The sequence below is a fragment of the Sphingobium sp. OAS761 genome (genome assembly GCF_024168485.1).
In the GTDB taxonomy this organism is placed as follows: domain Bacteria; phylum Pseudomonadota; class Alphaproteobacteria; order Sphingomonadales; family Sphingomonadaceae; genus Sphingobium.
Genome location: NZ_JALJVY010000006.1, coordinates 210,564 through 223,127 on the forward strand (window position 1 = coordinate 210,564; position 12,564 = coordinate 223,127).

The window sequence follows — 12,564 nt, forward strand, 5'->3', positions numbered from 1 at the left end:
ATGAAGCCGCGCGTTCTGGCCCTGTGCGGCGGAGTAGGCGGCGCGAAGCTGGCGCTGGGCCTGACTCATGTCGTTCCGGCCGAGGCGCTTGCGATCCTTGTCAACACCGGTGACGATTTCGAGCATTTGGGCCTTCATATCTCCCCCGATGTCGACACTGTGACCTATACTCTGGGCGGGATCAGCAACGCGGCGCAGGGCTGGGGCATCGAAGGCGAGAGCTGGGCTTTCATGGACCAGCTGCGACGTCTGGGCGGTGAGGACTGGTTCCAGCTTGGCGACCGCGATCTGGCGCTGCACGTCGAACGGACCCGGCGATTACGTGCGGGCGAAAGTCTGACCGCCGTTACCGCCGACGTCTCGGCACGGCTGGGTGTCGCCGCCCGCATCCTGCCGATGAGCGACGATCCGATCCGAACCGAAGTCGACACCGACGAGGGATTGCTTCCCTTCCAACGCTATTTCGTCGGCCGCCGCGCCGAACCGGCGATGCGCGCCATCCATTATCGCGGCGCCGAAACCGCCATCCCCAATGAGACGGCGATGGCCGCGCTCTCCGATCCGGCGCTGGAAGCCGTGATCCTGTGCCCGTCCAATCCCTGGCTGAGCATCGCGCCGCTACTGGCCATGCCCGACTTGCGCGCAGCGCTGGCTGCCACTACGGCGCCGGTCGTTGCGGTCGCTCCCATCGTCGCGGGACAGGCGATCAAGGGGCCAACCGCGAAGCTGATGCGCGAGATGGGTCTGGCGGTATCTGCCGACACGGTCGCACATTATTATCATGGGCTCATCGACGGCTACATGCTCGACACAGCGGACGCCGAACTGGGCGAAACGATCGAAGCACAGGGTATCGCCGTGAATATAGGGCCGACCGTCATGACCGACCTGCCTTCACGCATCACCCTGGCGGAACGGGCCATCCGCTTTGCCGGGACATTGCCGAATAGCCGGGACGCTCCATGCCCTGGACATTGATCCCGGCCAAGGACTTCCGCCTGGCCAAACAACGGCTGGCGCCTGTGCTGGGCACGCACCAGCGCGCCGATCTGGCCCGGACGCTGCTCCGCCACACGATCGGAATCGCGCAATCGGCGTTCGACGAGCCCGTGCTGGTGGTGACACCCGATAGCGAGGTCGCGTCATGGGCGCGCGATTGCGGCGCGGACGACATAATCCTGTCCGAAGCAGGGGACCTGAATGCCGAATTGAAGGGTGCGGCGCGGCAGGTGCCGACCCTGTCCGATCTGCTTGTATTGCATGCCGACCTGCCATTCCTGACAGCGGCAGAGTTGCGTGCTCTGGCCCAACGGGAGCAGACCGTCCTGATCGGCTGCGACCGGAGCGGCAAGGGAACCAACGCCCTTTTGCTGAGGGGCAGGCATCGGTTTTTCGCCTTCGGTCCGGGAAGCTGTGCCCATCATCTGGCGCAGGCGAATGCGCGTGGCCTCTCGCGCCGCGTTATCCGGTTAAAAGGCCTCTCGCGGGACATGGACACGCCCGGCGACTGGGCATGTTCCGGCAATATGAAAAATCCCCCGGTCGCCCTACACGCCCGTTGCTCGTCCCTATAGTCTTCGCTCGGTTACCAGAGTGGGTAGCGCCACTTTCCCGGAGAGCAAGCAGCATGAAAGTCCATGTCAACCTGAATGTCTGTCAGGGGCATGCGCGGTGCGAAGATATCTGCCCCGAAGTTTTCGGAACAGACGCCGTCGAGGGCAAATGCGTGATCCACCAGCCGGACGTACCGCCCGAACTGGAGGATAAGGCCCGCCTCGCCGTTCGAAACTGCCCCGAAGGCGCGCTTCGCATTTCGAGCCGATGAAGGACAGTATATGACCCGTGCATTCTTCCCAGCTCCGCCAGACCATGTCCCGGCCGAGCTGATCCATGACTTCGATTTCTTCTCCGTTCCGCCCGGCGAAGGCGATCCCACGGAAATCTGGCACGATCTGGTTCGAAGCGGTGTCCCGAGCAAATTCTACACGCCGCGCAACGGGGGCCATTGGGTCTTCCTGGACTATGACGACATCGTCGAAGCCTATCGTGACTATTCCATCTTCTCCAACCACCAGGCCTCCATGCCGCCGATGGAACATTGGCCTACATTGCAGCCCGTGGGCTTCGATCCGCCGGAGCATAATGTTTTCCGTCGCCTGCTGGCGCCGATGTTCACGCCCAAGGCCGTGCGCGACATCACCGATGAACTGCGCCGCCGCTCGGCCGTGCTTATCGACGGGTTTGCCGCGAAGGGAAGTTGCGACTTCATTCCCGAATATGCGGAGAAATTTCCCACCTCCTCCTTCCTCTATCTGTTCGGGATGCCCGAGGAGCGGCTGGACGATTTCCTGACCCTGGCCAATGCCTTCTTCCGCACCAGCGATCCCAAGGTGAAAGGCGAGGCGGTGAACAGCATCTTCGCCGAAATCGACGCATTTTTTCGCGAAAAACAGAAAAATCCTGGAAATGACATCGCCAGCACCATCGTGACCGCGCGCGATGCCGACGGGAACCCGCATAGCTGGCAGGACATGCTCAATTGCGGCTTTCTATTGTTCGTCGCCGGGCTGGATACGGTGACGAACACGATGGCCTATATCTGGCGCCATCTCGCCACGACCCCGGCTTCGCGCGCCTATTTCAGAGACCGGCTGGACGATCCTGACGGTTTCCTGCGCGCCATCGAGGAACTGATGCGGATCAATGCCGTGTCGAATATCGTGCGCCGGGTGAAGGACGATTGCGAGTTTCGCGGCGTGCAGCTGCGGCGGAACGACCGTGTGGCACTGCCAAATACGGTCGCGAACCGCGATCCGCGCACATTTCGCGACCCGGAAACCATCAATCTGGACCGCGAAGTCAATGTCCATGTGACCTTCGGCGTGGGTCCGCACCGCTGTGTAGGATCGCACCTCGCAAAGCGGGAAATCATGGTTTCGCTTCAGGAATGGCTGAAGCGCATCCCTGATTTCGAGCTGGTTCCCGACCAGGGGCAGGCTACGGCATTCGGCGGATCGGTAATGGGCTTTCGCAGCCTGAAACTGCAATGGCCGGCGGGCTGAACGCGCCTGGCGGATTGGTTTTTCGAGCGAGACTTGGCCTCGAACGGGATGTCAGAATCGGACGACCAATCTGTCCTAGGCGCACGGCACCAGCCGGGCCGGGACGGGCTGATGGCCTAGGCTTCCGGGCAAGGGGGGATAGGTCACGCCGGCTATCGGTTCCATACACGCCACACGATCGAGCAACACCTCGAGCGATGTCCGCGCCTCCAGCCTGGCCAGCGCCGCGCCGGGGCAGATATGCGAGCCCGTACCGAAGGCCAGGTGCGTGCGCGGGCTGTCACGGTCGAGACGAAAGGCACGTGCATCGTCATAGCGCCGCTCATCGTGGTTGGCCGACCCGATGCCCGCTTCCACAATCTCCCCCCGTCGCATATCGACGCCCGCGAACGACGTGTCGCGCATGCAACGGCGCGTGGTTCGCTGAACAGGGGCGTCGCGGCGCAGCGATTCCTCGATGAACCGGTCGATCAATCCCCGGTCCGCCTTCAGCGCCGACCAGAGGGCCGAATCCTGCACCAGCCGGTTGTAAAGGTGAGTCAAAAGCGACCGTGTCGTATGAACTCCGGCCTGGATCAGGAAATGCAGCTGGGTGATGATCTCCGCGTCACCGAGCGGCGCGCCTTCGACCTCCGCTTCGATCAAAAGACGCAGCAGATCGTTAGACGGCCTGGGCAGCGCGCGCTGCCGCGCCAGGTAGTCGGCGAAAAAGACATGGCTTGACGGTCCTTGCGGCGGCACGCCCGGCGATGACGGCCGTTGCAGCAAGGTGCCATCCCAGGACCAAGCCATGAAGTGCGCGGCCGCGCCTTCGTCAAGGTCCATGACATGCGCCATGGCGAAGGCAGGGATAGCCATCGCATATCCTTCATGCAGATCGGCGACGGGTGCAGCGCACATTGCATCAACCAGCAGTTCGCATTCGGCGCGGAGGCGCGGCTCCAGCGTGGCCAACCGCGCCGACGACATGGACGCGGTTATCAGGCGGCGGATCGCCTTGTGACGCGGTTCCAATATCTCGCTGAGATAATGCTGTTCGGGCGGAATGGCCTCGACCCCGGCGGGAATACCCGTGATGGGCCCAAGATCGGCGCGAAAGCCCTCGACATCGGTCAGGGCCGCCGCCACGTCGTCATAGCGTGACAGGTACCATGCACCCGCACTTGTCCGGTAAGTTCGCCGTTCGCGAATATGTGCGAGCGTGTCGAAAGGAACGCCGGATTCGGCCAGCTTTGGATCATGTGGGTCGAAGTTGATGTCATCGTTCCGAAGTTGATCGCGCATTCCGCCTCCCCTTGTCCGGGTCGGGCGTACGCTGCCATGTCCGCGATACCGTCACTACGCAGCGTCGCCCTATTCCAGGTTGGCGGAACAGACAAGGGGGCGGGCGGACCCGAATGGGATAATGACCCGACCGTTTACTGCATATTCACGATAATATTGTATGCAACGCCACGCAGAGCAGAGAATAATATTACTGTATGGCTGGGCATATCAGGTGAGGATGCGATGTATCGCTTCGAAATAGACGATGCGGGCGTACTGAAGGTGGAGACATCGGGCTTTTGGGATGTCCCCACGGCGCGTGGCTATCTTTCCGAAATGAAGCGTTACTTGACGAACGTGCGCGATCGCTGGGGCTATTCGCTGGTGCTGGTCGACGGACGAGAATCCCAGATTCAGCCTAAAGAAGTGATGGACGAATTCGAAAATCTCGAAAGCTTGCTGATCTCCACGCGTGGAGATCGCGCGGCCTATATCGTCGCCAACAGCCTGGCGAAGATGCAGGCGCAAAGACTTACCGCATCGGAACGCTTGAAGGTATTCCTGTCGCCAACGGCGGCGCGCACTTGGCTGACCGCCTATGAGGTTGGCGACAGGCGTTAAGTCGGTCAGTCGATATTTTCAATGATCAGTGCGATACCCTGCCCACCGCCGATGCACATGGTGACCAGCGCATAGCGTCCCCCGCAGCGCCTGAGTTCATACATCGCCTTGACGGTCAATATGGTTCCGGTGGCGCCAACCGGATGGCCCAACGCGATGCCCGATCCGTTGGGGTTGAGTTTTTCCCGGTCAAACTTGAGTGTATTGGCGACAGCCAATGCCTGCGCGGCAAAGGCCTCGTTCGCCTCGATCACATCCATCTGGTCCAGCGTGAGGCCCGCCCGTTCCAGTGCGACCGGCACGGCCTTGATCGGTGCCTCACCCATATAGGCGGGATCGACGCCCGCATGGCCCCATGCAATGATCCTGGCCATCGGCTTCAGTCCGCGGCGTTCGACCTCGGTCGCAGTCGCCAGCACGACCGCGGCCGCGCCGTCGTTTATGCCCGATGCATTGCCCGCGGTGACCGTGCCGTCCTTCTTGAAGGCCGGGCGCATACCCGCCAGCATGTCGAGGCTCGTGTCGGCGCGGGGATGCTCGTCCGTATCGAAAAGCGTCACGCCCTTGCGCGTCTTGATCTCCACCGGCACGATCTGATCGCCGAAACGCCCCTCGGCGATGGCACGAACCGCTCGCTGATGTCCCTCAAGCGCAAGTGCGTCCTGATCCTCACGGCTCACGCCATAGCGTTCGGCGCAATTTTCGGCGGTGATGCCCATATGATAGCCGCCCGACGCGTCCTGAAGACCCACGGTCAGCCCGTCCTCGACCCGATTGTCGCCCATCTTGCGGCCCCAGCGGGTGCCATGATCATGATAAGGCACGTTCGACATCGATTCCGCGCCACCGGCAACGGTAATCGATGCTTCGCCCAGCTTCATCATCTGCGCGGCCGAGACGATCGACTGCACGCCCGATCCACACAGCCGGTTGAGCGTCAGTGCAGGCACCGTGACGGGCACACCGGCGTCAAGCGCGATCGTCCGCGACAACATCCCGTCGCGCGCGCTGGTCGGCATCACCTGCCCGATCACGACATGGCCCACGTCCTGCGCGGGAACACCAGCGCGCGCGAGCGCCTCCTTCACGACGATCGCGCCCAACTGCGAGGGCAGGAGAGATTTGAGGGCACCGCCGAAATCACCGATGGCCGTGCGCGCACCGGCGACAATGTAGATATCTTCCACCATATATTCCTTATCGGACAAAAACAGATGCGAGTTGGCTCGGCATATGGCTGGCCGGCGCCTTGGGTGCAATGTCTTGGGGGGTCAACGCGGTCGTTGCCTTTCCCATGATTACGGAAATGCCCTTGCTTCGGCGAGACCGATTGTCGCATCCGATCAGCATCGGTCGGCTACCTGTCGTTCCAGCTCCGAAACGAGTGCGTCAAACCCCAGTTTCACAATCTCCTCCCGCCGGATCGAGGGCAGATGGGAACGGCGATCCAGTTCGGCGCACTCTGCTTCGTCATTCATGTCGATCGGCACCTGCGGGGGTTCACCGGCGATCAGGCGATTGCGCCCCGCATGACTTTCGACCAGCAGCAAACCGGTCACCTGCCCTTCGAACCAGGCATGGATCAAGGCAAGATCCCGCCCTTCGAAACCCAGCGCACGCAGAACCTGCAACAGCGGCATGCGGACATGAACCCAGGCGGGCGATGCCTGGCTACTGGTGGCCATCAGCCGGAATGCCATCGGATTCTGGTCGAAAAACCTGTCGATCGCCGCCAGCCAGGTCCGCAGACGCATCTGCCATGGAACGTCGTCGCCCGGATCGTCGAAAGCGAAGGAAGCGAACAGTTCAGCAGCAACCGCAGCGAACAGGGCGTCCCGATTAGGGAAATAATTATAGACCGACGAACCCGGGACGCCAAGCGAGCATGCCACTCGGGCAAAGGTCACATCCGCAGGAGCGTGATCGGCCAGCAACGTCCGCGTCGCGGCCACTATGGCCTCCACCGTCAACTTGCGCGGGCGGCCACGCGTCGCCGCGCGTCTGACTGTGGGGGCGGAAGAACCGGCATCCATGCCGCCTCTTGACCGCCCACCGACCTGTCTTGTCAAGCGTCTACGTCGTCCGGATCATATTTTTGGTAATGATTACCAAAATATTCTTGCGTCCCTCCGCAGAACGGTGCGAAATGGTGACAATCGCGGAATGGCACGCAATGGGAGAGTGGACGACATGCCAGAGCAAACCCGCAGCGGCTTCAGTTTCACAAAGCTGATCGTGTCCGACGTCGACAGCCTTTTCACCTTCTATCATCGCGTCTTTGGCCTGGTCGAAAAAGCCCGCGTGCGGCAGGGCGAGGGCGAGTTCAAGCTGGACGAGATCATTCTGGGCCCGGAAGGCGGCGGCTATGCCATGGCGACGCTGGTGATCCAGCGATTCCCCAACCGGCCCATTCCAGAGCCCGGCGAAGCGACACTGGGTTTCATCGTGACCGATGTCGACGCGACGGTCGTTTCCGCACTGGAATGCGGCGGCAGCGTTCATCGCCCTGCCCATGCCCAGCCACAACATGGTGTGAAGGTTGCCTTCATCAAGGATAGCGATGGCCATCTGATCGAAGTCGTCGAGATGCTATGAACACCGGACCGCATATCGTCGATGGCCGAAGGCACGCCCCATCAGGGCAATATCGCCATTGCAGGCACCCTGCCCGGGCAGCTGGTGCGGGGTGCCCGCAAGGCACCCGACAAAGACGTGGCGGATATTGCCGCCTGAACAAAGGAGAAATGTCATGAAGGCTGACCTGGCAGAACGTTTCCGGCCGGTCGCACCGCCGCAGGTGCTGGATCGCGTATATAGCGACGATCAATATAATCGCCTGGTCGGCGTCGTGCAGGATCATGGGCCATGGCCGATGATCCTTGCCCATCACTTCAAGTCACCGGAAGAAGTCGTCGCGACCAGTTCCGGCGAAGTTCCCGAGGGTGTTACGCTGACCTGGGACCCGTTCCTCAATCCGGTTTTCCGTGGCTACCTCGCCCGTGGCGGGGTGTGCCTCTACCCGGAAATCGAGGATTGCTACCACAATCCGGAATTTCTGGCGAAAGTACGTGCCTATTGGCGCGCGCAATATGCCATGCCCGAATCCATGCTGTTCAATATTTCAGGCCCATGCGGCGGCGGCGGTTCGCCGCATGTCGACGGCACGCGCTTCCGCGGGCTCAATCTCGACAGTTCACCGGTCTGGCTTCTCAACATCATGGCCAAATCCGGCCTGTTCAAGCGCTGGCAGGCAAAGAAGGCCCAGGTCATCGCCTGGTATTATCGCGGCCGGATCGGCGGAAGCTTTACCTACTGGCCCGACGGCCCGCAAAATCCGCCGCAGCAATTGAAGGCGCCGATGTGGGGCAAGGCCGTCGTCGTCGAAAACGAAATGATGTATCACACGGCCGAGATGAATGGTCCGTCGGCCATGCGCAAACCCGAAGGGCTCGCCTATGAAAGCCGCATCGGCAAGGACATGTCCGGTCCGGGGTGGCAGATCATGAACAACGATCAGGTCATACAGCAGATTCCGGAAGAGGAAGTCCGCTTCCTGGTTCATTGGGGCGCGCAGATTTTCATGGATTATGATGAACTCAAAGTGTCGCTGGATCACTCCGACGACCTGAGTATCGATCAGGCGTTCGACATGCTGATCGCCGACCTGCGCGCGCGGGGCGAAACATTCGAGGTACCGACCGATCCGATCAGCGACCGGGCTTTCATCCGCCTGTTGACCCGTGCCTATGATTTGGGAAAACCGACAATATTCCCGCCCGATCCTGTCGAGGACATGATCGCCGCCTGATCTGCCGCTCATAAAAAAGGGGACGTCCCGTTGCCGGGACGCCCCCTTTTTCATGCCCTTGCGCCTCAGCGATTGCCGAAACTATAGCTCAGCTTGATGCCGTACATACGCGGTTCGCCATAGAGTTCGGCCCAAATGCCCAAGCCGCTGTAACTGTTGGAGTTGGCGATCCGATACAGCTTGTTCGTGGCATTGGTGACGAACAGGCTCGCATCGACACCGCTTTCGCCGATGTTGCGCCAGTCGAGCGACATGTTGAGCAGGCCATAGGGTTCCAGCACCGAGCCCAATTCGAACGACGGATCGCCGGTCGGCGAGGTCGGCTGCGCCGAGAAATGCGAGTAGCCGATATAATAGCTGAGCTCGCCCATATTCTCGCCCACCGGGATCTTGGCCGTCGCATGGATATTATACATCCACTTGGTGACATATTCGAATGGGACGCAGCGCGCGTCAACCGTGGTTCCGAAAGGCGCGAGCGCGAAGCCCCCACCGGGAAGGCAGGTGTAGCTGGACCCCAGCGACGTGTAAGAAAATTCCTTGTACTTGGGGTCGGTGTAGCTCGCGGTTGCACCCAGTTCCAGTCCGGGGAAGGGCTGGATCGACGCTTCGCCCTCAAGGCCCTGGATGCGCGCCTTGGCCGCAAAGACGGCGGCACCGCCGGCGAACGTAGTCAGGTTGAAGTCACCGCCGGGCCGCTGGATGTTGTTATAGTCGGAATAATAATAGGTCAGGTTGAGACGGCCCGGGACGCTACCAAGACGCCAGTCGGACTTGAAGCCGACTTCATAGGTGGTCAGACGTTCAGGATCGAACGTCCGATACTGCTCATTGACGGCGACGGAGTTAAAGCCACCCGCCTTGTAGCCACGCGTCACCTTACCATACACAAGCAGGTTGCTGACGGGCTTGAAATCCAGGCCTATCGTCCAGGTGGGCGCGCTGGTTTTCAGCGTCGCATCGAACCGGCAATCCGTCATCGGATCCGTGGTGATTTGGTTGTTGACGCCACAACGGAAGGAGCCTCCGCCAATCGGGGAGAAGCCCGCGGAAAAACCTTTTACCGTATCCCATGTGTAACGGTATCCCGCCGTCAGACGCAGGCTTTCGAGAGACGGAGAGAACGCGCCAAAATCCAGCGTTCCTTGAGCATAAAGCGCCTTGGATTTGTTCGCCACGCCGCTAAACCCGCGTGAGCCGCGGCATGTTTCGGCCCCGGTCGAAGTAGGCGGGCAAAATTGAACCGCGGCCGATTCCCATACACCCACCGGTTTGGTGTCTATGAGGAATGCGCCCGCCGTGTAGGTAAGGTGGTTGTCGAGCGCATTGCCCTGTATCTGCAACTCTTCCGAGAACTGCTTTAGATAGTCGCGTGGGCCATTCAGCTTTACACCGTTGACATAACCGTTCGGCGCCACGCCGAATTCATCCGTCAGACCCGGGATCGGGAACGTCGGAAAGTCGCCGCTTTGCGAGATCTGGTAGGCTTGCAGCGGCGTGCCGTCATTGTCGTTGCCATAATCCGACTTCAGCTTCTGATAGCTGACGATGTTACGCAATTTGACGGTATCGCTCAGTTCAAGCTCGCTGGTGTTGATCGCGCCCCAGGCATCGATATTGGAATAGCTGTCCAGATCGTTGCGGGTCTTGCGCGGACCGATCTGTTGCGCGATTTCGGTCTGGCGCGTGGCGATTGCGTTGCACAGCGCGGTATTGCAATTGCCCAGAACCAGCGAGCCGGGCCGGAAGCCGCGGTTGATATAGCCTGCGCCATGATTGCGCGACTTCGATCCATAGACCATCAGATTGTTGCTGAAGGTTTCCGTCGGCGTCAGAAGGATGCTGACGCGCCCGGTATACCAATGCTGGTTGTCGCGATCCTTGTCCCACACCAGGTCATGCGTGAAACCTTTGCGATCATAATAGGCACCAGCGACGCGGACGGCCAGCTTGTCCTCGATCAGAGGAACGTTCAACGCACCCTCGAAGTTCACAAGGTCGTAATTGCCCGTCGAACCCTGAATATAACCTTCGACATGGTCGGTCGAGGGTTTATGCGCTGTGAGCAGCACCGCGCCGCCCGTCGTATTACGTCCGAACAGCGTGCCTTGCGGCCCCGACAGCACCTGAACATTCTCTAGATCGACGAAAAGGCCCGGGCCGCCCTGAAGACTGAGGCTGATCGAAGCGACGAGCGGGACTTCGTTCAGATAGGTGGCGACCGACGGCAGCGCGAGAAAGCCCGTCGACTGGCCGCGGATCGAAAAGGTCTGCACGTCTCTGCTTGCCTGTCCCTGGGGTCCGGACACCAGCGAGGGGACGTTACCATAAAGATCCTGCGGCTTATTCACGTTCAGCTGCTTCAACTTTTCGGCCGAAAAGGCGCTGATGACGATGGGGACGTCCTGGGCGCGTTCCTCCCTACGCTGGGCTGTCACGACGATGTCGCTCAGCGTATTGGGTGTCAGCGCACCCGCATCCTGCGGTTCGGATTGCGCCTGCGCCTGCGTCACGAGCGCGGGAAGCGCTATCCCGGTGAGCAGCGATACCGTCAACCCTCTGAAATATCCTGGCATGATCTCTCTCCCTTCTGTGTTCGATATTATGCACCGAGGCCGTTTCGTTGAACGGACCGGCGGGTTCATTATGTCGATGGGAATGTTCGGTTCTGCATGGCGGAACCGAAAGGCGTCAACGATGACAGCTGAAGCGACAGACGCGCAAAGAAACAGATCGCCAAATGGCCACCCATATTTCCCCCCATGCCGCGCAACCACGCGACCGACAACCTCTCGACTGCGGATTCCGGCTTCTTGGTCCAGTATCCCCAAACGCAACTTACATCATCTGATGTAATATGCAAATCAATACTTCTTTTCTCCGCAATGCCGGATCTGCGCATTTATTCGCACATTATCGAACGATTTTTAAAAGGCCCGGCCTCTGATGAACCGTCTGATTATCCAGTCGCTGCGTCGGTGAAGAGAGCGTCCATTGCGCGATACAAAAGCCTGGCGCGATCCAGGATTGGGACGTCATCCGGCCAGCGCTTCGGCGCTTCGACCGCAATTGTCGCATGGTCAGGCAAGCGGGGCAGCAGCGCGGCGAGATCAAATTCCCCCTCCCCGGGCGCCAAGCGATCAAAAACGGCCTCCCCGCGCCCGTCAACCGGCGGCACAAGCGGCCCGTCATTCAATTGAACATGTCGAATACGATCAGGCGGAAGCGCGGCAACGTCCGCCCATGTGCCGCCGCCTCTGATCACGTGCATGCTGTCAACACAGAGGCCGACGTCCGGCCCCAGGCTTTGCGCCAGGTCCAGCGCAACGGCGGGCGTTCGGATCGCGGAAAAAGGGAAAGCCTCTATGACCATGGGGGCTGCCGCCGCACGACAGATGTCGACGAGGCGGCCGAGCGATTCCCCCATGCGCGGCGCATCATCGTCCATGCCCAATATATTGACTGTGCCGCCGAGTTCGGCCGTCAGGTGGGCAAGGCCCTCGATCAAGGGCCAATTCATTTGGGGTTCGAGCATGAACGGCTCGATAATGCCGACCGTCAGCCCTGTATCGCGAAGCGCACGCTGCACCGCGACCCGAGCCGCCCGGTCCGAAACCAGATTGCCTGCCTTGCTGATCGGTATAGGCGTAGCGAACAGGCTGACGGCCGTGAAGCCGGCCTTGGCCGCGACCTCGATCAAACCGGGTGCGTCCAGTTCCACGAAAGACAGATGATCGAGGCAAAACCGGGTCATGATATTGCCCTATTGCAGGGCAGCGGGCCGCGCAATGTCATGCGCGGCCCTAC

General features: G+C 60.7%; 12 protein-coding genes. 7 read left to right on the forward strand and 5 right to left on the reverse strand.

The annotated features are described in order from the left end of the window. Genes cofD through J3E64_RS10135 form a run of 4 tightly spaced genes read left to right on the forward strand, consistent with a single transcriptional unit; the run spans window position 1 to window position 3,062 of the window. Window positions 1–978 (forward strand): 2-phospho-L-lactate transferase, encoded by a 978-nt coding sequence (gene cofD / locus J3E64_RS10120; RefSeq protein ID WP_253342624.1) that lies wholly within the window; start codon window positions 1–3, stop codon window positions 976–978. Further along, window positions 963–1,574 (forward strand): 2-phospho-L-lactate guanylyltransferase, encoded by a 612-nt coding sequence (gene cofC / locus J3E64_RS10125; protein ID WP_253342625.1) that lies wholly within the window; start codon window positions 963–965, stop codon window positions 1,572–1,574. Before cofD ends, cofC begins: the two co-directional genes overlap by 16 nt. 53 nt (window positions 1,575–1,627) lie before the next feature. Further along, the gene (locus J3E64_RS10130; protein ID WP_253342626.1) at window positions 1,628–1,825 is read left to right on the forward strand and encodes a ferredoxin; all 198 of its coding nucleotides are present in this window, start codon (window positions 1,628–1,630) and stop codon (window positions 1,823–1,825) included. Between the two features lie 10 nt (window positions 1,826–1,835). Then, a complete protein-coding gene (locus tag J3E64_RS10135) occupies window positions 1,836–3,062 on the forward strand; it encodes a cytochrome P450 (protein WP_253342627.1) in 1,227 nt (408 codons plus the stop codon). 75 nt (window positions 3,063–3,137) lie between these two features. Here the strand turns inward: J3E64_RS10135 and J3E64_RS10140 are convergent, their stop codons facing one another. Beyond that, window positions 3,138–4,346: a cytochrome P450 gene (locus J3E64_RS10140; RefSeq protein ID WP_253342628.1), complete on the reverse strand. Its 1,209-nt coding sequence runs from the start codon at window positions 4,344–4,346 to the stop codon at window positions 3,138–3,140. Window positions 4,347–4,571: 225 nt separating this feature from the next. Here J3E64_RS10140 and J3E64_RS10145 point away from each other — a divergent pair, with 225 nt between their 5' ends. Continuing rightward, window positions 4,572–4,949, forward strand: coding sequence for a hypothetical protein (locus tag J3E64_RS10145; protein WP_253342629.1), 378 nt, complete (start codon window positions 4,572–4,574; stop codon window positions 4,947–4,949). A gap of 5 nt (window positions 4,950–4,954) precedes the next feature. Here J3E64_RS10145 and bktB read toward each other — a convergent pair whose 3' ends face one another. Together bktB and J3E64_RS10155 are read right to left on the reverse strand one after the other, a co-directional pair. Continuing rightward, the gene (bktB, locus tag J3E64_RS10150) at window positions 4,955–6,136 is read right to left on the reverse strand and encodes a beta-ketothiolase BktB (protein WP_253342698.1); all 1,182 of its coding nucleotides are present in this window, start codon (window positions 6,134–6,136) and stop codon (window positions 4,955–4,957) included. Window positions 6,137–6,292: 156 nt separating this feature from the next. Next, entirely contained in the window at window positions 6,293–6,982 is a 690-nt protein-coding gene (locus J3E64_RS10155) for a TetR/AcrR family transcriptional regulator (RefSeq protein ID WP_253342630.1), read from the reverse strand. Between the two features lie 157 nt (window positions 6,983–7,139). Between J3E64_RS10155 and J3E64_RS10160 the strand changes: the two genes are divergently transcribed. Next, window positions 7,140–7,544: a VOC family protein gene (locus tag J3E64_RS10160; protein ID WP_253342631.1), complete on the forward strand. Its 405-nt coding sequence runs from the start codon at window positions 7,140–7,142 to the stop codon at window positions 7,542–7,544. 154 nt (window positions 7,545–7,698) lie between these two features. Beyond that, window positions 7,699–8,757: a hypothetical protein gene (locus J3E64_RS10165; RefSeq protein WP_253342632.1), complete on the forward strand. Its 1,059-nt coding sequence runs from the start codon at window positions 7,699–7,701 to the stop codon at window positions 8,755–8,757. Window positions 8,758–8,822: 65 nt separating this feature from the next. On the opposite strand, the gene J3E64_RS10170 is transcribed toward J3E64_RS10165, so the two are convergent. Both J3E64_RS10170 and J3E64_RS10175 read right to left on the reverse strand, forming a co-directional pair. Next, entirely contained in the window at window positions 8,823–11,333 is a 2,511-nt protein-coding gene (locus J3E64_RS10170) for a TonB-dependent receptor (RefSeq protein WP_253342633.1), read from the reverse strand. Window positions 11,334–11,716: 383 nt separating this feature from the next. Then, window positions 11,717–12,511, reverse strand: a complete 795-nt coding sequence (locus J3E64_RS10175; RefSeq protein ID WP_253342634.1) for a sugar phosphate isomerase/epimerase — start codon at window positions 12,509–12,511, stop codon at window positions 11,717–11,719. Window positions 12,512–12,564 lie beyond the last annotated feature (53 nt).

Excerpts from the sequence above, each read along its gene's own strand:
- cofD (WP_253342624.1), top strand. The coding sequence starts at position 1 with ATGAAGCCGCGCGTTCTGGCCCTGTGCGGCGGAGTAGGCGGCGCGAAG.
- cofC (WP_253342625.1), top strand. The coding sequence starts at position 963 with ATGCCCTGGACATTGATCCCGGCCAAGGACTTCCGCCTGGCCAAACAA.
- J3E64_RS10130 (WP_253342626.1), top strand. The coding sequence starts at position 1,628 with ATGAAAGTCCATGTCAACCTGAATGTCTGTCAGGGGCATGCGCGGTGC.
- J3E64_RS10135 (WP_253342627.1), top strand. The coding sequence starts at position 1,836 with ATGACCCGTGCATTCTTCCCAGCTCCGCCAGACCATGTCCCGGCCGAG.
- J3E64_RS10140 (WP_253342628.1), bottom strand. The coding sequence starts at position 4,346 with ATGCGCGATCAACTTCGGAACGATGACATCAACTTCGACCCACATGAT.
- J3E64_RS10145 (WP_253342629.1), top strand. The coding sequence starts at position 4,572 with ATGTATCGCTTCGAAATAGACGATGCGGGCGTACTGAAGGTGGAGACA.
- J3E64_RS10155 (WP_253342630.1), bottom strand. The coding sequence starts at position 6,982 with ATGGATGCCGGTTCTTCCGCCCCCACAGTCAGACGCGCGGCGACGCGT.
- J3E64_RS10160 (WP_253342631.1), top strand. The coding sequence starts at position 7,140 with ATGCCAGAGCAAACCCGCAGCGGCTTCAGTTTCACAAAGCTGATCGTG.
- J3E64_RS10165 (WP_253342632.1), top strand. The coding sequence starts at position 7,699 with ATGAAGGCTGACCTGGCAGAACGTTTCCGGCCGGTCGCACCGCCGCAG.
- J3E64_RS10170 (WP_253342633.1), bottom strand. The coding sequence starts at position 11,333 with ATGCCAGGATATTTCAGAGGGTTGACGGTATCGCTGCTCACCGGGATA.
- J3E64_RS10175 (WP_253342634.1), bottom strand. The coding sequence starts at position 12,511 with ATGACCCGGTTTTGCCTCGATCATCTGTCTTTCGTGGAACTGGACGCA.